Genomic DNA, 19,038 nt, shown 5'->3' with positions numbered 1-19,038 from the left:
GATCCATAATCGAAACAGTTTTGTAAATTGCACTGTAATCATGTAAACTAAATGCAAATCAAATCCATGGGCAATACATTTGTGTCAAGAATAATAATAGGTGTTGCTATACTATCTACATCTTTCATAGGCAGCTGTAGTTATGATACTGTAGAAACAACTGATAAGACGAGTATAGCGCTACCGGGGGATCGATTTTTGGTTGTTGAAAAAACGAATAAAGAAACAACGGCTACAGGACTATTTACAAAACATAATTATGGTACCACGCATCGGTTTTCTTATACATTCGCTTTAAATCCTGGAAAAATCAAGTGGAACGGAGGTAGCGGAGAACCCAAACATATTATCTTTTGTAACGATACTACATATATTCGTTATCTAAAAAAGAAAAGTATACGAACCGAAGTATTTGACTCAATATCGAATACTACTATTGGTAATTATCATGATGAAATACAAGAGTCTTTTGAAAAACACATAGATAAACGTTATTTTTTTAAACTTCTGGGTGATGATTATTGGATAGAAGTTTCTGACGAACAATATAATGCGGTCAAAAACTCTTGTGAAGAATATCGTATTCCTAATGATAATGAATTATCAATATTCTCTCCTCTAGATCAATAAGTGTTATGGATTATAAAGTACTAAAAGAAATTGATAACATACATCAAATGGCAAACGAAGCCTTGGCAAAAAAGCAATTTGATACGTATATGAATATCTTTTCAGATACTCTTGAATATAAACAATTTGATGGGTCGGTCATAGACAAGGATACATTATCTCACAATACTTTATCCTATTTTGGTAGGATTAAAAATGTACACAGTCAATATGATAGAGTACATTACTCGGTAGAGGAACATATATTTACAGAAAACATCATTCAAAAAGCCAGAGTGTCGATTAAAGTTTTTATTTTTTTCATAAAAACATTTACTGTCGAGAGAGAAGGAAATTACATATGGCGTAAAAAAGAAAATACCTGGAAAATTGAACATGTAGAAATCTTTTCAGAACATATATTTTGATCTTAATTATGAAGAAAAATAGTCTTATGTTATACTGCATTATGATGCTAATTATTGCATCCTCTTGTATATCTCGTTTAGCAAGACCCAAACTAACCGGGACTATATTAGACTTTGAAAGAAATCCTATCGACAATTGTACTGTAGGAGAAACAATGACAGACAAAAATGGAAAATTTGTTCTTGAAGAAAAACGATACAATAAATTTTTTATCCCTGAGGCTTTTATGTTAGAGGCTCCTCCCCTTTTTATTGCTGAAATCATCAAAAAAGAAGGATACGAACAAAAAGAAATTGTTGCTTTTAACAAATACGGTGGCGGTGGCGGAAAAGGCACTACATGGCATTTGGATACTATTTATTTAAAAAAGGACATCAGCGATTTTCAAAAGATTATAAAAAATAAATGGATTATTAGAGCAAATGAAACCTTAGATACTCTTTATCTTGTAAGAGCAAATTTTAATAATCATTGTATAACGAGAAACTGCCAGGATTTCTATTTTGAATACAACACATCTGCTGATCGCTTTATTGAAAATTTTAATTCAAAAAAGCCGCAAAAAAAGATCATACACAAACTTATCGACATAGAGTTTTTGTCTAATGATATCACAACACTTACCTATGAGAATGCACGTAACCATAATAATGAAACCATTTTTGACACCATACAAACCCAAGAGCAATATAACATTAGTAAAGATGAAATCATAGAGATCAAAAGTGAATTCGAAGATCTAAATGGCAGCTATGAAATCATTTTATTTGATTTTGATTATTTTACAATAAAAAGATTATCTCCCATCAAGAATAGTGTATACGAATAAGTCTAAAATAGTACAAAACCTTAGAACTAGTCTCGAAGCTTTTGAATTTTGATTTTCAAATAAACACTACAGTAAAACAAAAAATCACAAACTTTACTCATATCGCCTGGATGTATCACAACCTAATTCATAGCATATCAAATCACGTGAGATTAACTGCTGAAGAGGAAAAACTATTTGAAACCTTTTGGTATGAAAAAGTTTTAGAAAAAGGAGATTACCTGTTACATAACGGTGAAGTTTGTAAAACAGATAATTATGTAATATCCGGTGTTTTAAAAGCATTTTATATCAATGCAGAAAATGGTAAAGAAGAGATTCTATATTTTGCAATTGATGGTTGGTGGGCAACAGATATTAGTAGTTTTCAAAAACAAAAACCTTCTATATACACAATACAGGCACTAGAACAAACAACGTTATTACAAATTCATTATCAGTCTTTTCAGCGTATGCTGAATGCAATTCCAAAATTAGAGAAGTATTTTCGTATCATATTAGAGAATTATCTTGGGAGTTTACAATGGCGAATCATTATGAACAACAGCTATGATGCCGAGCAACGGTATCTTAATTTTTTAAAGCATTACCCTGAAATTTCTAAACGAGTTCCTCAATATCTTATTGCTTCATATTTAGGAGTTTCTGCCGAGTTTTTAAGCCGTATACGAAAATCTAAACATTAATTGAACTAGATCAATTTTTGTGATCATATCATTTATGAATTTTGCTTTTTACATTAAAATAAAAACAAATGAAAAAAGTACTTATCATCAATGCCAGTGTAAGAAATAAAAAATCACAAAGCAGAAAACTTACTGAATTATTGGTCAAAAACTGGCAACAAAAACATCCTGATTATACATTTACGTTTAGAGAAGTTGGATTAAATAAAATTCCACCAATTAATAAAGATTGGATTGCAAGTGCATTTACTAAACCAAAGAAACAAACGATACAAAATCAAAAAGGTGTTTACCTAAGCAATCAATTGATTAAAGAATTAAAAGAGAATGATATCTATGTGATTGGCACTCCTATGTATAATTGGTCTATACCCAGCGGTTTAAAAACGTATATTGATCAAATCATGCGTATTAACGAAACTTGGAAATTTCGCTCCGGAAAACCCGATGGAGATTATGTAGGCCTACTAGAGGGTAAAAAATTATTGATTCTATCTAGTCGAGGAGATACTGGATATGGCAAGAATGAAAAAAATGAACATATGAATTTTCAAACTACCTATCTGGAATTTATTTTTAAAATTATGGGTGTTAGAGACACGACTACTATCTCTCTGGATAACGAAGAGTTTGGAGGTCAAATTTTTGAAAAATCTAAACAAAAAATATATGATCAAATATCTAGGATTCCCTGAGGCATTATCAGTTATTATAATAATATCACAATAGCCATACTTTATATTCTGCACTGATTTTTATACCTCATCGGTTACAAATATTGCTATATATATTGAAGTGGTTTGGTTTGATAAAATCTTAAAATAGACGAATTCGATATAAAAAAACGTTATAAAATTATCACTCTTGACATACTGTTGGCATTGCCCCTTTCTACTTTTGTGATTAGCATCCTTAAAATCAAAATAATGAAACAGGAATCATTAGTTATAGAAACTGCAAGAAAATATCCAATGGCCTTTAAACAGATGGATACAAAACTTATTGATATATTTTTCTCTAAAAAAATATCGAAGATCGGATACGAGTACGATTATATCAAAAAGTCCTGGATGGGTATGACAAATATGAATTGTGATGATCTCAAAACATCTGTAGCCTCGTATAATCAAAACAATATTATGCCTGATACAGAGCCGGACATTACTATATTAGATCTTCAGGATAAAATTGCCATTGTAAAAGTTGAAATAGAATGGGCTCCAAAAATCTTTAGGTTTGATTATTTGTTGCTTACAAAAGAAGATAAAAATTGGTGTATCGAAAAAATTCTATGGCAAAGTATACCATAGAAATATTGTTTTGTCGATTAATTTTTAAATTCTATGGTCTTTTTTGATTCAAAAAAACGTATATCCTGATAACTTAAAGGGAGAATTGCCCTGCCTTTTTTATCAAAAATACCATAATCCCAGCCCGATTCACCCCAGATATATGTACTATTAGGCTTATGGTATTTTTTTCGAACCTTAATATACTCTTTATCCTCTCCAAACATTGCCATATCATATGGTGAATATTCTATAGGAACAACAATATCTCCATTTTGATCGATCATACCACATTTTGTCTTGTAATAAGGTTTGTTTTCTTGTTTTTCATTCAAACATACTCTTAATAATGGATCATTTTCTAAATGATGATTTACGACCTCATCATAAATGACAGGAATTTTTACTTTTCCGTTTTTGTTGATATATCCATACTTACCGTCTTTTTTGCACTTAGCCAAACCATCATAAAATCGATAAATCCAATCATAGGTCGGAGGAATGATTTCTTTTCCTTTTTGATCCATGATCCCAAATAAAACTTCTTTTTTATTTTTATCTTCTGCTGTGGTAGATGTAACTTTTTTTGTAAACACAGAAATGCCTTCAAAAAAATACCCCAGATCGTCGTATTCATTCTTTTTTGAAAAAAGTAACTCTCCTTTTAGATTACGATACCCCATATCCTCCCCTTCTTTAAAGGGAATCCAATTTTTATTGCTGGTTGTAAAGCCAAAAAAACTTGGAGTTATATTATTCATAATACGCTCACCTGTCAATACATTGACCAAAAAATATTCTTCTTCTTTGAGTGCAAGTACTTCTGGGCGTATACTCTTTGGGAAATATTTATCTAAAAGTAATGATGGACGAATCATTACTTCATATTGATCTTGTTGTATTGATGTTTGATCAGTAGCTACCAACTGTTTTGTTTTATCAGTTATAACAAAGTATCTGTCTTTGTACATGGGATATATGCTCGTAAAATCAGCAATCAATACTTCTCCTTTACTATTGACCAAACTAGATGTATCTGTAGTTTCTGATTTTACTATGAATCTGTCAGCATGAAATTTATCTTTTTCTACAGTTCTGTATATGGGTCTTACCAAAGTATCGCCTTTACTGTTCAAAACTCCATATTTTGATGCAGAAACCTTAAACTTTATAGTAGTATGAGGTTTTAAAAATTCGGCCCATGTAGCTTTAATATCAAGAATATTTTTTCCTGTAGCATCAATCACTTTTAGATGTTTATCTCCTGCATTTGGTATAGAATCTTTGACCTCTACTATAGCCATGTTATCATAAGTATCATGAACATAAGCATAATAAGTAGGTAGAATCATATTTTGATTTCCGTCTATTAATGCCCATTTCTCTTCGTCTTCTTTTACCCAAATGCTAAGGTCTTTTTTCAATTTATTTACCGATTGTGCCTTTGTAGTAGCAGGAAATAATATCGTGATAGCACTACTTATGTAGAAGAAATAAACTGCAAAATGTTGATCAAAGTATTTTATATTCATACGCATTGTTGTTTCTGATACAATATCTGTATAATATTACATTTTTATACGTTAGTATTTGAATTCTATAGTCTTTTTTAGTTCAAAAAACATATATCATGATACGCTACAGGTAAAATCAAATCCTGATTTCTATCAATAAATGCTCATTTCCTTATATCCTTTCTTACCCATACTCTTAGATTTTCTTTCAATTTCTCTACGGGTTGTGCTTTTGTAGCGGTACTTGATTGTATAACAATGAAGTTGTACATATAAAAGTAAATCGAAAATCGTATGAGCATATCCGTTTGATTATAATATTAATACCCCTATCAAACCAAAGACAAACATATATATTATATCTCTAATGTAATGCGGTATTAACATAATACTATATAAACAGTTTTAGAACTACTTTTTTTAATCCCTGATGTAACCTTTCTATTTCTTACAGGTATACCTATAAAAACATATCTCATGAAAAAACTAACTTTAATACTCATTATAATTACTTGCATTGCTTCTTGTACAACAAATAGCGATCAAAAAAAGTACGACTTGGCTATTGAAAATGTTTCTCTTTTTGATAGTAAAACCAAAAATGTATCTAAAAACAAAACTATATTGATTAATGCGGATACAATAGCTGCAGTAATTGATGCTTCGCAACATAGTAATGCGATTACAATTATAGAAGGTAATGGAAAATTAGTAGTTCCCGGTTTTATAGATACTCATATACATTTACACCAAATGTTAGATCTAACAACTGGTATTGCTCCAGAATTTATAGACCGCTCTTATCGCAAAAAGTTAACTGAAAAATTATTGAGTTATGGTACTACGACAGCTGTAGATTTAGGTATCTCTGAAAAATGGATGGAAGAAACGTTACAGTGGCAAAAAAAAACATCTCCTGATTATCCAAACTTATACATTGCAGGCGGCGCTATGATCTCTGATCTAGAATGGAATCGATATGTACCCGAACACCATACTGTTGTATTTAACCCTGAAGATGGCGTTAAAAAAGTACAAAAATATGCGAGAATGGGAGTTCAACATATCAAATTGTATTCAAAATTAGAAACCCCGGAGATGACAGCTATTATAAATGAAGCAAGCAAAAGTAATATCCAACCTTATGCCCATGTAGATAATAATATTGTAAACATCCCAGAAGCAATGGAATTAGGCGTACGAGATTTTGAACATTTTTTTACAGTACTGCCTAGTGTTCTCAATCTCAAAGATCATAGAGAAGCGCTACTTAAAAAATATAACTTACAACGACCAAACCATATTGACGATTTTAGTGCTACTCGATCCTTTTACTTTCAATATATCAAAGAAAATCCTGAATTACATCAAAGATTAATAGAGTTATTCAAAAAAATGGCTGAAAAAAAAGTAACAATAAGTACTACCATTCATGTATTGGGCGCTGCAGCAGAAAAAACAGATTTTTTTTCTTCTTTTAATCATTTTCCATTGAGAGAAGCACCAGAGTTACCTGATTATACTCCCGCTAACAAAGCAAAATTAAAAGAAGCCTTTTCTACAATGATGCAGTATCTTAAAATTGCGCATGAAATGGGTGTAACGATCAGAATCGGAACTGACAATAGTGAAGCCGGACAAGCAATACTATCAGAGTTTTTACTGTTTCATGAAGCAGGTTTTAGCATTGAAGATATATTACAGATTGCAACATGGAATGGTGCTAAAGCCATGCATATAGATCATCTGTATGGTACAATTGAAAAGGGCAAAAAAGCAGATCTGGTTCTTTTTGATAAGAATCCATTTACTAATGTCAAAAATTTTCTTGCAAAAAAAACAGTCATCAAAGAAGGTAAAGTATTTATGCCTCAAAACAGTATCCAGGATACTGTTTTAAATCTTATCGAAAAAGAAGGGATTTCTGCAGGGGTTTCATTTCTAGATGATAATCAATCTAATACGCCAGAAGCGTATGAAATGGTAGAAATTGCATACCATCTATTTCATATGGGAAAAGTTGATGAGGGAAAAGCTATAGTAGACTTAATTAAAAAAGATTTTCCAAAGTTTGCCCCTATTTATCATGAGAATGCTATAAACAGTATTGGATATAGTTTATTATATGCAGAAAAGTTTGATGAAGCCATAGAAATTTTCAAACTTAATGTTGAAGTATTTCCTGATGCCGCAAATACTTATGACAGTCTCGGAGAAGGGTATATGAAAAATGGAAATAAAGAACTGGCCATACAAAATTATCAAAAGTCAATAGAATTAAATCCTGAGAATCAAAACGGAATAGAAATGCTTAAAAAATTAAATCAAAAACATTGATTACAAAAAGATTATCTAATATATAAGCGGCTTTTTAAAAATACAACAAAAGGTATAAAAAGTACAAGTTTAGCAATTAAAAATGTACTATCTTGTATTAACAAAACATTAGAATATTATATTGTAATATTACATACAAAAAGACGACTCATATAGCATGAATAAAGAGTTTAATGAATTTTCTACAGGAGCAGTTTTAAAAGTTGCCGATCAAGAAGTGTTATTATCATATTCAAATTCAAAACCAATTGAATACTATACTTTTATCTGGCCGCAGAGTGAAAATATAATAATAGAAATTGATGGTATAATTACAACTATACCGGCAGATCATATTGTTGTTCTAACTCCTAATCAATACTTTAGTTTTAAAGAAGGCTCAGACATTATTGTATATCAATTTAATCGAGAATTTTATTGTATTAAAGATCATGATAAAGAGGTAAGCTGTATGGGAGTTCTTTTTTATGGTACCAATAGTCCTTCTATTGTAGTATTATCACCAAAAGAAAAAGACAAATTACATACTTTACACAAGGTATTTTTAGAAGAATTACAAACCGTAGATACCATTCAGGCAGAGATGTTGAGGATGCTAATGGCTCGATTTATAATAACAACAACCAGGCTTATCAAACAACAAAATGATCTCGATCAAAAACAAGAACAAGTAGACTTGATGAGAAACTTTAATATCCTGGTAGAATGGCATTTTAGACAAGAGCATGGTGTAGGATTTTATGCAGAAAAATTACATCGTTCTCCTAAAACATTGTCAAATAATTTTGCTAAATTTGATAAGACTCCTTTACAGATCATACATGACCGTATAATACTAGAAGCCAAACGTTTACTAGTTTATACTGATAAATCTACCAAAGAAATCGCATATGAAGTTGGGTTTGAAGATGCTTCTCATTTAAGTAGAATGTTTAAAAGACATACATCAATCTCTCCTTCAGAGTTTAAGAAAAAACTAAAATTAGAAGCCGCAGGGAAATATTGACCAGTATAAAGGAAAAAGATATATAAGTTTTTTAAGATTTTTGCCCCAACTTTGTAGTATAAAATTAAATAATAATTATCCTGAATTGATTCAGATAAAATATATAGGGCTATGAAAACATTAACACACAACATTAGATTTATACTAGCAAGTATGTTATTTATGACTTTTGTTATAAGTAATGCACAAGTAACATATCAAGATCAACTTGAAGCAGTTTATTTAAAAAAAGAAAGTAAAAAAGAAGTGGTTTATACAAATAACTTCAGCAACTTCAACAACAATCTAATTGCTTCAAACAAAATTGATTTTAGGTCAGAAATTGTAAAAGCAAAAAAGACAAATCAATATTTACTTTTTCTTTCTGACAGAAATAATCTTGAAATATTAGAATTAAAATATTTAAAAACACTTCGCAAAGGTGCAAATAGAAGTTCCTCTGTACAATCATTTGAAGTTTTTATCCAAAATAACTTACCTCAATTAAGTATTCAATTTGAAAAAGACAATAATCTTAAACAATTATACACTGTTGTGAGAAAAGATACTTTTAATGGTAAAATTGATGCTTTACCAGGCGTTTTGTAAATAAAACGTTTATGTTATAAATTAGCTTAACTTTTTTTTTGTAAGTAAAAATATTTTTTCTTACAATTACATATTTAAAAATAATGACATAAAAGCTAATTAACATTTACGTCGTTTTATGAAAAAGATATTACCCCTATTGCTGCAAATTGTTGTAGCAATTATCTTATTAAAAACGCTTATGTTTAAATTTATGGCACATCCTGAAAGTGTATACATTTTCAAAAAAGTAGGATTAGAGCCATACGGCAGAATCGGAACCGGAATTACCGAATGTATTGCAGGAGTTTTACTTCTTATTCCAAAAACAGTTTGGATAGGTGCTACAATAAGTCTAGGCATTATCGGAGGAGCAATCATGATGCACCTCACCAAACTTGGTATCGAAGTAAACAACGACAAAGGTATTCTATTCGCTATCGCTGTTCTAACATTTATCTTAAGTGGAGTTATCTTATGGATTAAAAGAAAAGAAATTAAATTTTTTTAATCTGCTTAATAAAGCTTGATTTGCAATCAAAAATCTAGCTTAGCTATGTACTAATTTGCGAAAAGAATTCTGTCTTTTTGCCAAGTGTAGGCAAGTATGCACTTTACTTAATTTAATACATTAATCATAAACCATTGTGTTACAATAAAAAAACCTGCTATTACAAATGTAATTGACAGGTTTTTTAAAAACATTAGGAATTATGAAAAATACTCTTCTGTAACTGTTTATGATATTAATTTACCTTCTCTAGTCTGTATTCAATATAACCTGGATTAAAAAATTGACCAATTCTTAAATCGCCATTATTAGAAGTAAGAGTAATTCGTGAAATCAAATTGCTGGCAGTAGAATTGCTAGAACTTAAATCTACAGTAAATAATCCTCCTATTACCAAAGAACCAATCATATAGTTAGAAATCCCAAATTCATTTTGGACAGTATTATTAGCATCTATTAAAACTATTTTACCCGCCTCTATTCTTATAGATTGAACATTTACTAAATTATCTGATGTCGCCGGAAAAAATAATTCATTAGATACGATTTCTGTAGCAGCAATAAATTCTTTTGAATCATCACTTCTAGATTCCTTGATTATCCATGTTCCTTCGTAATTTTGAAGATCTTTTATAAAGACAAAGTTTCCTCCAGAATCCTCACCTCCGGCTTCTTCTTCCTTTTCACGTTCTTCTTTTACCCTATTTATTACATTTTCGGCAGTAATCGCTTCTTCATTAGTTTCTGCTGTAGTTCCTGTAGTTTCTTCTTCAGGAGAATCACCTTCACATGAAAGTATTGTCAATGCTAATAATGCTACTAATACGATTTTAATTTTTTTCATTTGAGATTAGATTTTTGTGTGCTTATACTTTTGTTGAGAGTATTGTCATATAATATAAAAACGCTTATCGTTCATAATACCCTACCCATTTATACTAGTATTTTACAAAATATCATCTTATACCTCGATTTATATCAACAATTCTCATAAACAAGGAAAAATTGACAAGTTTTAAGGAAAAACGACTCTTTATACTGACTTCTATCTATTGCATCTTTGTATTGTTAAATCAAAACAATATACAAATGACATATCAAGATAAATCCATATTCAATCTTATAGAGATTTTTAGACAAGGAAAAAGAAAAATTGTAAATAAGCTAAATTCAAAAAAACATTGTGAACAAAGAAGTATACATGACTTTTATTGTGATATCGAACGTCCTTATATAAGTAAATAAGAAAAGGGAAAATCTGACAACTAAACAGGAAAAATAGGTAGTGCACAACAAGAATTATACATGCACCTTTGTAAAAGAAATAATAAGAATAAATAATTAAAATAAATAGATACTATTCACCATAGTTAAAGCTCTTAGAACAAAAGCTTTAATTGATAAAAATTAGAAATTATGAGCACATTTAATGTACCAACAAGAGAAGAAGTAAGCGCAAATAATCAAGCGATTTTTGATAATCTTAATAAAGCACTTGGATTTGTTCCAAATCTTTATGCCACATATGCACATAGTGATACAGCATTAGAAAATTATTTGAATTTTTCTAACGCAAAAACGTCACTATCAGCGAAAGAAAAAGAAGTAGTAAATCTAGCTGTTAGCCAAGTAAATGAATGTATTTATTGTCTATCTGCACACACGGCTATAGGAAAAATGAATGGTTTTACAGACGATCAAATATTAGAATTAAGAGCAGGACAAGCTTCTTTTGATTCAAAATTAGACGCATTAGCAAAATTTGCCAAAAATGTAACCGAAAATAGAGGAAAAGCTGATCAACAAGTCGTAGACAATTTATTAACAGCAGGTTATACAAAAGCAAACCTCATTGATACTATTGTATTGGTAGGAGATAAAACAATATCTAATTACATACATAGTACCACACAAGTACCTGTAGATTTCCCGGTGGCACAACCACTAGAAACTACGTCTATATAACATGTAGTCACGTAATTTAATGATTACCCCTTTTATTTACAATTCCTGAACAAAAGGGTGTCTTATTTATCATATAAATACGATGTATTGGTAACATATGATTATTATTAAAATGACATGTTTAAGACACTCTTTTTTTCGGGAAATCAAGCAAAATTTTATTAAACATTTATAATTAATTATTACATCATGAAAAAGTTAATCGCAGTATTTTCATTTATTTTAGCAATCACTTTTAGTGCACAAGCACAACAAGTAAAAACAGTTTCTCTAGAGCAAACAAAAGGAGAATTCACCCAAAAAGAAATAAAACTTTCTGAAGGTAGCTATGTTTTTAATATCTCTAATAATCAAGCAGGAACAGATGTTGGTTTTGTATTAGTACCTAAAGGTAAAGATGCATCTAATGCCGAAAACCACATCAAAGAAGCTTATGTAACTAAAGTAGTAGCTGAAGGAAAAACTGAAAATTCTAAAACTGTTAATTTGAAAAAAGGAGAGTACACATACTTTTGCCCTCTTAACAAAACACCACAGTACACATTGATTGTAGAGTAACATTTTTTAGTCTTTTATAGATTTATATATCAGAAGTTATCTGAAAAGTTGAGTTGTAAGGATAAGAATCCCAAAAAAACAGTAATAGCTAAAAGTAGTTATTCTATATAAATTGTTTTGGGGAACAATCTTGGGATACATGACAATATGAAAATCAACTCTTTTTCAGATAGCTTCTTTTTTTATTTACCTTAGCTGTATGTTTACAGCAATCGAACAACATTTATCAAAGCATATACAGCTTACAAAAGAAGAGCTAGAACGTTTTACATCTGTTTTAATAACCAAAAAATTACGTAAAAAACAATTTTTAATACAAGAAGGTGATCTTGTCAATTATGAATATTATGTTGTAAAAGGCTGTTTAAAAGCCTATGAAATAGATCCTTCTGACAACATACATATTATTCAATTTGCAATTGAAGATTGGTGGATCAGTGATTTTAAAGCTTTTTTTAAAAATGAGAAAGCACGCCTTACTATCGATTGTATTGAAGACTCTCTGTTATTGGGTATTGCAAAAACAGACTTAGAACAATTATTTATCGATATTCCAAAGCTAGAACGTTTCTTTCGCATCAAACTTACCAATGCTTTTGTAGCACTACAAGACCGTATCCTTTCTTCGTTAGATAAAACAAGTGCAGAACGCTATTTGGAGTTTCGTAAAACATATCCAAACATAGAACAAAGAATCCCAAATTATCTTATCGCAAATTACCTGGGAATCAAGCCCGAAAGCTTAAGTAGACTTCGAAAACAATTAGTTATATCTTAACATAAGTTAATCAAATTTTATAACCTACATCAATCAATATATTTTCTGGTTATCCCGAAATTTGTAGTACAATATTCATTATAAAACAACTTCATTATGAAAGATTTAAAAGTATTAATGATTACTACTTCGCATGATCAGCTAGGAAATACAGGAGAAAAAACGGGTATTTGGTTAGAAGAATTAGCGGGCCCATATTATCAATATCTAGATAAAGGAGCAACAATTACAATTGCTTCTCCAAAAGGAGGCAGTGTACCTCTTGATCCAAAAAGTGAGTTACCAGAATGGCAGACAGAACACACAAAACGTTTTAACGTAGACCAAGATGCATTAGCTCTATTAAAAAACACAGCAAAAACAGCAGATATAGAACCTTCTCAATTTGATATTCTTTTCTTTCCGGGAGGTCATGGCCCTATGTGGGACTTAGGAGATAATGCAGAAGTAGCACAAATAGTAAATGCATTTGATGAAAACGATAAACCTATTGGGCTTGTCTGTCATGGAGTTGCTGCTCTCAAAGGTGTACAAACCAAGAACGGTACTCCTATGGTAAAAGGCCGTAGACTTACTTCTTTTACCAACACCGAAGAAGAAGCTGTACAACTTACTGATGTAGTACCATTTTTACTAGAAACAGAACTTATAAATGACGGTGCAATCTATCGCAAAGGCGATGACTGGAGTGAGTTTGTGGTAGAAGATGGTAATCTGGTAACAGGTCAAAACCCTCAATCTTCTGTTTTAGCAGCACAAAAAACTATTGCACTTACGTTAGTATCATAGATTTTTGCTATAAATTGATAAGAAAATAAAACTTTGTTACCATTTTGTAACAAAGTTTTTCTTTTTATATTTCGAATCTCAATTATAACTTACTTTTATGACACGCACGATTTTAATCTTAGCCTTTACAGTACTTTTTATCGCTTGTGGGACAAACACAAAAAATGAAAATAAATACGAAGACAATGTAGAAGTCAGAGATCCCGAGCCACCTACTGATGAAAATAAAACCGAAATAGATGGCACTGCACAAGCTATTGCAAAAGCAAATGGAATACAAAAATGGAATGCTGTAAAGGAGATACAATTTACATTCAATGTTGATAAAGACACTACTCATTTTGAGCGATCTTGGGTTTGGAAACCAAAAGAAAAGATGGTTACACTAACCTCTCAACAAGATACAATCACATATAATAGAACAAAAATAGACAGTACAAACATCAAAGCTGATCAAGGATTTATCAATGATAAATATTGGTTATTAGCACCTTTTAATTTGGTATGGGATGCTGAAAGTTTTACATCTGAACATACGCTTAAAGCTACAGCTCCTATAAGTAATACCGAAATGCAAAAATTTACAATTGTTTACAAAAATGAAGGCGGGTATACTCCAGGAGATGCTTATGATTTCTACTTTCAAGGAGATTTTATTATCAAAGAATGGGTGTTTAGAAAAGAAAATGCTGCAGAACCTTCTCTAATTACTTCTTGGGAAGATTATGAAAATTTTGAAGGTATTAAAATTGCTAAAACCCATAAACGTAATGAAGGAGATTGGAAATTACATTTTACTAACATAAAAGTAATCACCGAATAGTTACCTATTAAAGTATATAAAGTAAAGAGGTGTACTATAGTGCACCTCTTTTTTTATGTTTTCTTTTCAACATCAATGCTATTAAGACTGCTATGCAAGCTCCTAAAAGTAATGCGGTAAAACTTAGGCGTAAACTCTGTATTCTTGATAAAAAACCTAAAAAAGGTGGGCTTAACAAAAAACCCAAATATCCAAATCCGGCAACAAAAGATATTCCTTGTGCAGAAGAAACTCCTTCTGTCTTTCCGGCAAGCCTAAATAATTCTGGAATTATGACAGAAAATCCCATACCAACAAAACCAAAACCAATAATTGTAATGATAAACTGACTTGCTAAAACACCTACAAAACCTAATATTGCAATCAAAGCACCACCAATAATAATTGCTAAAGACCCAAATCTTTTACTTACTGAATCTCCAAAAAACCTACCAAAGGTCATTGTTATAGAAAAAGCTACGAAACCAAACCCTGATATTCTTTCTGATGTAATTTGAACAACATCCTGTATATACAACTTACTCCAATGCTCAATAGCTCCTTCACTACCCATAATTAAAAAAGCAAGAACAGTAAGCCCCAAAAGTGGTCGTACAAGATCAAAAGAAAATGTATCATGATTGTTCTTTTCTTTCTTCCCTACTCTTTTTAAATACGATTTTGACGCAATAAGATTCGTAAAAATCACAAAAATTGCTACACACATCATATGTACTAATGGTGTTGTAAACAAGGTGATCATAAGACTACCAATACCAGCACCAATGACTCCTCCTAAGCTAAAAAAACCATGCGAAGCAGACATGATATGAATATTATCTTCTTGCTCTATTTCTGACACCAAAGCATTCATTGATATATCAGTTAAACAACCAAAAACACCTACCATAAATAATGCTATACACAACATAATATATGTAGTAGACTGTATCGGAATCAAAAATAACAGTGAAAACAAAATAATAGAAAAGATGGTTATTTTACCTAATCCAACCTTCTTGATCACAAATGAAGATAATGCTATCATCATCAATGTTCCTAAGGCAAAACAAAATAAAGCCAATCCTAATTGAGCATCATCAATTTTTAATCTGCTTTTTATGGTAGGGATATACAAAGCCCATGTACTTGTCATAATATTTACAGAAGCAAAAACCCAAGCAGGACCAAAATAACGTAATCGAGTGACTAATAATTGTAATGAGTTCATAACAAAAAGACCAATCTAAATTTAGATTCAAAAATACTCGTAGTCAGTTTTATATAGCATAATAAAATATTCTAAAAGTGATACAAAATATTCTTAATCATGAACTTATAAAAAAATAAACGCTAATTTTATCTTATTAGTTAATTCTCTAGGCATAAGTCCGTAAAGCATCAAGTCGAAACACAATACTTAGATTTTGAGGTCTATCCTGAAGAATCAAACCCCACCATGTGGACTAAAACATTTATATAATGAAATTAGCGTATGAGCAAATACAAGTTGAACATTCTGCTTCAGTAAAAATTGAATGTTATACCTATCACACAACATGCAATGCTATTAATTGGCATGTACACCCTGAGTATGAAATTGTGTACATCAAAAACGGAAAAGGAAGTTTACAAATAGGTTCTTATTTTGAAAATTATGAAGATGGCGTATTGGTATTTCTCGGGCCAAATGTAAGACATATGCCTTTTAGTAATAAGCAGTTTAAAAATAATCTTGAAGTAGTAATACAATTTCAAGAAAGTTTTATTGAAGATAAACTTATATTATTTCCAGAATTTGAAGTGATCTCAAAGTTTATAAGAACAGCAGAAAAAGGAATGTTATTTTCTCCTACTACCCACAAGAAATTATCTTCTTTGTTTCAAAAGCTCAAAAAACAAAATAAAACTGAAAGATTAATAAATTTTATACAAATACTGTATCAACTTTCTATATCAGAAAACACAAAAGCGATATCAAAAGACTCGATCTCATATAATAATCATCAACATTCTTTACAGAGAATAGCAAAGGTATATCAATATATCAATAGCAATTATAACCAAGATATTGGTACAACACATATGGCAGAACATTTAGGACTAACACCAAACTCATTTTGTAGAATGTTTAAAGCTATGACTAACAGAACTTTTATAGATTTCTTAAATGAATTCAGAATCAAAAAAGCGCAAGAATATTTGATGTATACAACATCTAATATATCAGAAGCGATGTACAAATGTGGGTTCAATGATGCTTCGTATTTTGCAAGGCAATTTAAAAAGTATACTGGTAAAACTCCTTCACAGTTTAACGATCAATTACATCACCGTGTTAATGATTAGATTTATCTAAAATACCTTGTTTTAGTATTTGCCCAAACTCAAACATATCTTCATAAGAACAGTAAAAAGGTGCAGGAGCTAAACGGATTACATTTGGCTCTCTCCAATCGATAATAACACCATTCTTCATCAGATAATCAAAAAGTTTTCTACCTTCTCCATGTAGAAAGACTGAAAGTTGAGTTCCTCGCTCTTCTTGAGCAGTAGGTGTAATAATTTCAAAAGTGCTATCTACTTGTTTGTCTATTTCTTGTAATATAAACTCTAGATAAGATACAATCAGATTGCGTTTTTGGATTAAGGTTTCCATACCAACTTCTGTAAACATTTGTAATGAAGCCAAATATGGAGCTACAGACAATACAGGAGCATTACTCAATTGCCACGCATCTGCATTAGGCATAGGTTCAAATTCTGGTTTCATCAAAAATCGAGTATCTTTTTGAGTTCCCCACCACCCTTCAAATCGAGGAATATCTTTTTGATTGTGATACCGTTCATGCACAAAACATCCTGATGCATTTCCCGGACCACTGTTCATATATTTATAACTACACCACGCAGCAAAATCAACATTCCAGTCATGTAATTCTAGTTGTACATTCCCCGCGGCATGAGCCAAGTCCCAACCGACTTTAGCACCAATATCCTGACCAGCTTTTGTTATTGTTTTCATATCAAATACCTGGCCGGTATAGTAATTCACTCCTCCTATTAAGAGTAATGCACACTCTTCTCCTACCTCTTCTATAGTTTTTAAAATATCTTCTGTTCTAAAATTATGCTCTCCTTCTCTTTTTTTAATTTCTACAATGGCTTCATCAGGATCATAACCATGAAATCGAACTTGACTTTGTAACATATATTGATCACTGGGAAAAGCTTTTTCTTCGCATATAATTTTATACCGCTTTGCCGTAGGTCTATAAAATGAAACCATTAATAAGTGAAGATTCACAGTAAGAGTATTCATAACAGTAATCTCCGAAGGTTTTGCTCCTACCACTTTACTAAGAGGTTCTGCCAAGCGTTCATGATAATCCCACCAAGGTTTTTCTGAATAAAAATGACCTTCTACAGCTAATTCTGCCCAATCATTCATAATTTCATCTACATAAGCTTGTGTATTTTTAGGCTGAAGCCCTAATGAATTACCCGTAAAATAAATGACTTGCTTATCATTAACTTTTGGAAACAAAAACTGTTCTCTATATTTGTGTAAAGGATCTTGTTGATCTAGTGATTTTGCAAATTCTTTGGTGTTTTCAAAATGCATCCTTAGCGTTTTTGATCAAAAATACGTATAAGATCAATAAATCCGATATCTCATATATAAACTTTCTTAGATTTATAAATAATAATATGCATTTTATTCCAGACGCGTTAGACACTTACGTAGTTAACCATACACAACAAGAGCCAGAACTATTACAAAAATTAACTCGCGAGACGTATCAAAAAATATTACAACCTCGAATGTTAAGTGGTCCTTACCAAGGGCGTGTACTGAGTATGTTATCAAAATTGATCCATCCAAAATATATTTTAGAAATCGGTACATATACAGGATATTCTGCACTTTGTCTTGCCGAGGGAATGCAAAAAGATGGAGAACTACATACTATTGATATCAATGAAGAGCTAGAAGATTTTCAAAGAAAATATTTTGATCTTTCGCCGTATGGCAAACAAATCCATCAGCATATTGGTGATGCGACTAAAATCATTCCTTCATTGCATACTCATTTTGACCTTGTTTTTATAGATGCAGATAAACCTAATTATCCGGCTTATTTTGATTTGGTGATCAAAAAAATGAATCCCGGAGGCGTAATTCTATCTGATAATGTATTATGGAGTGGTAAAGTTATAGAAGAAGTTCAAGAAGATGATATATCAACTCGAGCTTTACTACAGTATAATAAACTTTTGGTAGAAGATAAAAGAGTGGAAACAGTTCTTCTTCCTATCAGAGACGGGTTGACTATAAGTCGAGTTTTATAAACTTATTCAATTAACC

At 30.9% G+C, this 19,038-nt stretch carries 21 protein-coding genes; 17 read left to right on the top strand and 4 right to left on the bottom strand.

Going from position 1 to position 19,038, the window contains the following annotated elements; all coding sequences use genetic code 11:
* Nucleotides 1–51: 51 nt before the first annotated feature.
* From FHK87_RS24060 to FHK87_RS24035, 6 genes are all read left to right on the top strand, one after another.
* Nucleotides 52–630: a hypothetical protein gene (locus FHK87_RS24060; protein WP_140597440.1), complete on the top strand. Its 579-nt coding sequence runs from the start codon at nt 52–54 to the stop codon at nt 628–630.
* 5 nt (nt 631–635) lie between these two features.
* A complete protein-coding gene (locus FHK87_RS24055) occupies nt 636–1,037 on the top strand; it encodes a hypothetical protein (protein ID WP_140597439.1) in 402 nt (133 codons plus the stop codon).
* Nucleotides 1,038–1,063: 26 nt separating this feature from the next.
* Nucleotides 1,064–1,867 carry a hypothetical protein gene (locus tag FHK87_RS26460; protein ID WP_226294407.1) on the top strand — a complete coding sequence of 268 codons (804 nt, stop codon included), beginning with the start codon at nt 1,064–1,066 and terminating at the stop codon, nt 1,865–1,867.
* A gap of 41 nt (nt 1,868–1,908) precedes the next feature.
* Nucleotides 1,909–2,553 carry a Crp/Fnr family transcriptional regulator gene (locus tag FHK87_RS24045; protein WP_226294406.1) on the top strand — a complete coding sequence of 215 codons (645 nt, stop codon included), beginning with the start codon at nt 1,909–1,911 and terminating at the stop codon, nt 2,551–2,553.
* 68 nt (nt 2,554–2,621) lie between these two features.
* Complete coding sequence (locus tag FHK87_RS24040; RefSeq protein WP_140597438.1) at nt 2,622–3,248, top strand: FMN-dependent NADH-azoreductase; 627 nt, start codon at nt 2,622–2,624, stop codon at nt 3,246–3,248.
* Between the two features lie 231 nt (nt 3,249–3,479).
* The gene (locus FHK87_RS24035) at nt 3,480–3,863 is read left to right on the top strand and encodes a nuclear transport factor 2 family protein (RefSeq protein ID WP_140597437.1); all 384 of its coding nucleotides are present in this window, start codon (nt 3,480–3,482) and stop codon (nt 3,861–3,863) included.
* 17 nt (nt 3,864–3,880) lie between these two features.
* Here the strand turns inward: FHK87_RS24035 and FHK87_RS24030 are convergent, their stop codons facing one another.
* Nucleotides 3,881–5,374, bottom strand: a complete 1,494-nt coding sequence (locus FHK87_RS24030; RefSeq protein WP_226294405.1) for a WG repeat-containing protein — start codon at nt 5,372–5,374, stop codon at nt 3,881–3,883.
* Nucleotides 5,375–5,833: 459 nt separating this feature from the next.
* On the opposite strand from FHK87_RS24030, the gene FHK87_RS24025 reads away from it, so the two are divergent.
* The 4 genes from FHK87_RS24025 to FHK87_RS24010 all read left to right on the top strand — a co-directional run bounded on the left by FHK87_RS24025 (nt 5,834) and on the right by FHK87_RS24010 (nt 9,777).
* Nucleotides 5,834–7,693 carry an amidohydrolase family protein gene (locus FHK87_RS24025; RefSeq protein ID WP_140597435.1) on the top strand — a complete coding sequence of 620 codons (1,860 nt, stop codon included), beginning with the start codon at nt 5,834–5,836 and terminating at the stop codon, nt 7,691–7,693.
* 157 nt (nt 7,694–7,850) lie between these two features.
* Entirely contained in the window at nt 7,851–8,699 is an 849-nt protein-coding gene (locus FHK87_RS24020) for a helix-turn-helix domain-containing protein (RefSeq protein ID WP_140597434.1), read from the top strand.
* A gap of 111 nt (nt 8,700–8,810) precedes the next feature.
* Nucleotides 8,811–9,287 carry a hypothetical protein gene (locus FHK87_RS24015; RefSeq protein WP_140597433.1) on the top strand — a complete coding sequence of 159 codons (477 nt, stop codon included), beginning with the start codon at nt 8,811–8,813 and terminating at the stop codon, nt 9,285–9,287.
* Between the two features lie 118 nt (nt 9,288–9,405).
* Nucleotides 9,406–9,777 carry a DoxX family protein gene (locus tag FHK87_RS24010; RefSeq protein ID WP_140597432.1) on the top strand — a complete coding sequence of 124 codons (372 nt, stop codon included), beginning with the start codon at nt 9,406–9,408 and terminating at the stop codon, nt 9,775–9,777.
* Between the two features lie 235 nt (nt 9,778–10,012).
* Here the strand turns inward: FHK87_RS24010 and FHK87_RS24005 are convergent, their stop codons facing one another.
* On the bottom strand, nt 10,013–10,621 hold the full coding sequence (locus tag FHK87_RS24005; protein WP_140597431.1) for a hypothetical protein: 609 nt from the start codon (nt 10,619–10,621) through the stop codon (nt 10,013–10,015).
* Between the two features lie 572 nt (nt 10,622–11,193).
* On the opposite strand from FHK87_RS24005, the gene FHK87_RS24000 reads away from it, so the two are divergent.
* From FHK87_RS24000 to FHK87_RS23980, 5 genes are all read left to right on the top strand, one after another.
* Entirely contained in the window at nt 11,194–11,742 is a 549-nt protein-coding gene (locus FHK87_RS24000) for a carboxymuconolactone decarboxylase family protein (RefSeq protein ID WP_140597430.1), read from the top strand.
* Between the two features lie 189 nt (nt 11,743–11,931).
* The gene (locus FHK87_RS23995; RefSeq protein WP_140597429.1) at nt 11,932–12,300 is read left to right on the top strand and encodes a cupredoxin domain-containing protein; all 369 of its coding nucleotides are present in this window, start codon (nt 11,932–11,934) and stop codon (nt 12,298–12,300) included.
* A 199-nt stretch (nt 12,301–12,499) separates the two neighbouring features.
* On the top strand, nt 12,500–13,078 hold the full coding sequence (locus FHK87_RS23990; RefSeq protein WP_140597428.1) for a Crp/Fnr family transcriptional regulator: 579 nt from the start codon (nt 12,500–12,502) through the stop codon (nt 13,076–13,078).
* Between the two features lie 96 nt (nt 13,079–13,174).
* Entirely contained in the window at nt 13,175–13,867 is a 693-nt protein-coding gene (locus FHK87_RS23985; protein WP_140597427.1) for a type 1 glutamine amidotransferase domain-containing protein, read from the top strand.
* A 97-nt stretch (nt 13,868–13,964) separates the two neighbouring features.
* A complete protein-coding gene (locus tag FHK87_RS23980) occupies nt 13,965–14,690 on the top strand; it encodes a hypothetical protein (RefSeq protein WP_140597426.1) in 726 nt (241 codons plus the stop codon).
* Nucleotides 14,691–14,724: 34 nt separating this feature from the next.
* Here FHK87_RS23980 and FHK87_RS23975 read toward each other — a convergent pair whose 3' ends face one another.
* Nucleotides 14,725–15,900, bottom strand: a complete 1,176-nt coding sequence (locus FHK87_RS23975) for an MFS transporter (protein WP_140597425.1) — start codon at nt 15,898–15,900, stop codon at nt 14,725–14,727.
* A 251-nt stretch (nt 15,901–16,151) separates the two neighbouring features.
* Between FHK87_RS23975 and FHK87_RS23970 the strand changes: the two genes are divergently transcribed.
* The gene (locus FHK87_RS23970) at nt 16,152–17,018 is read left to right on the top strand and encodes an AraC family transcriptional regulator (protein ID WP_140597424.1); all 867 of its coding nucleotides are present in this window, start codon (nt 16,152–16,154) and stop codon (nt 17,016–17,018) included.
* Here the strand turns inward: FHK87_RS23970 and kynU are convergent.
* Nucleotides 17,008–18,294 (bottom strand): kynureninase, encoded by a 1,287-nt coding sequence (kynU, locus tag FHK87_RS23965; protein ID WP_140597423.1) that lies wholly within the window; start codon nt 18,292–18,294, stop codon nt 17,008–17,010. The two genes, FHK87_RS23970 and kynU, sit on opposite strands and share 11 nt — an antisense overlap.
* An 86-nt stretch (nt 18,295–18,380) precedes the next feature.
* On the opposite strand from kynU, the gene FHK87_RS23960 reads away from it, so the two are divergent.
* Nucleotides 18,381–19,022: an O-methyltransferase gene (locus tag FHK87_RS23960; RefSeq protein ID WP_140597422.1), complete on the top strand. Its 642-nt coding sequence runs from the start codon at nt 18,381–18,383 to the stop codon at nt 19,020–19,022.
* Nucleotides 19,023–19,038: the final 16 nt, after the last annotated feature.

This window comes from Aquimarina algicola (assembly GCF_006443095.1).
GTDB classification, from domain to species: domain Bacteria; phylum Bacteroidota; class Bacteroidia; order Flavobacteriales; family Flavobacteriaceae; genus Aquimarina; species Aquimarina algicola.
The sequence above is the reverse complement of the archived record's forward strand: the minus strand, read 5'-3'. Positions and strand labels throughout refer to the sequence as shown.

Coding starts and splice junctions, on each gene's coding strand:
- FHK87_RS24060 (WP_140597440.1), top strand. CDS start 52: ATGCAAATCAAATCCATGGGCAATACATTTGTGTCAAGAATAATAATA.
- FHK87_RS24055 (WP_140597439.1), top strand. CDS start 636: ATGGATTATAAAGTACTAAAAGAAATTGATAACATACATCAAATGGCA.
- FHK87_RS26460 (WP_226294407.1), top strand. CDS start 1,064: ATGTTATACTGCATTATGATGCTAATTATTGCATCCTCTTGTATATCT.
- FHK87_RS24040 (WP_140597438.1), top strand. CDS start 2,622: ATGAAAAAAGTACTTATCATCAATGCCAGTGTAAGAAATAAAAAATCA.
- FHK87_RS24035 (WP_140597437.1), top strand. CDS start 3,480: ATGAAACAGGAATCATTAGTTATAGAAACTGCAAGAAAATATCCAATG.
- FHK87_RS24030 (WP_226294405.1), bottom strand. CDS start 5,374: ATGAATATAAAATACTTTGATCAACATTTTGCAGTTTATTTCTTCTAC.
- FHK87_RS24025 (WP_140597435.1), top strand. CDS start 5,834: ATGAAAAAACTAACTTTAATACTCATTATAATTACTTGCATTGCTTCT.
- FHK87_RS24020 (WP_140597434.1), top strand. CDS start 7,851: ATGAATAAAGAGTTTAATGAATTTTCTACAGGAGCAGTTTTAAAAGTT.
- FHK87_RS24015 (WP_140597433.1), top strand. CDS start 8,811: ATGAAAACATTAACACACAACATTAGATTTATACTAGCAAGTATGTTA.
- FHK87_RS24010 (WP_140597432.1), top strand. CDS start 9,406: ATGAAAAAGATATTACCCCTATTGCTGCAAATTGTTGTAGCAATTATC.
- FHK87_RS24005 (WP_140597431.1), bottom strand. CDS start 10,621: ATGAAAAAAATTAAAATCGTATTAGTAGCATTATTAGCATTGACAATA.
- FHK87_RS24000 (WP_140597430.1), top strand. CDS start 11,194: ATGAGCACATTTAATGTACCAACAAGAGAAGAAGTAAGCGCAAATAAT.
- FHK87_RS23995 (WP_140597429.1), top strand. CDS start 11,932: ATGAAAAAGTTAATCGCAGTATTTTCATTTATTTTAGCAATCACTTTT.
- FHK87_RS23990 (WP_140597428.1), top strand. CDS start 12,500: ATGTTTACAGCAATCGAACAACATTTATCAAAGCATATACAGCTTACA.
- FHK87_RS23985 (WP_140597427.1), top strand. CDS start 13,175: ATGAAAGATTTAAAAGTATTAATGATTACTACTTCGCATGATCAGCTA.
- FHK87_RS23980 (WP_140597426.1), top strand. CDS start 13,965: ATGACACGCACGATTTTAATCTTAGCCTTTACAGTACTTTTTATCGCT.
- FHK87_RS23975 (WP_140597425.1), bottom strand. CDS start 15,900: ATGAACTCATTACAATTATTAGTCACTCGATTACGTTATTTTGGTCCT.
- FHK87_RS23970 (WP_140597424.1), top strand. CDS start 16,152: ATGAAATTAGCGTATGAGCAAATACAAGTTGAACATTCTGCTTCAGTA.
- kynU (WP_140597423.1), bottom strand. CDS start 18,294: ATGCATTTTGAAAACACCAAAGAATTTGCAAAATCACTAGATCAACAA.
- FHK87_RS23960 (WP_140597422.1), top strand. CDS start 18,381: ATGCATTTTATTCCAGACGCGTTAGACACTTACGTAGTTAACCATACA.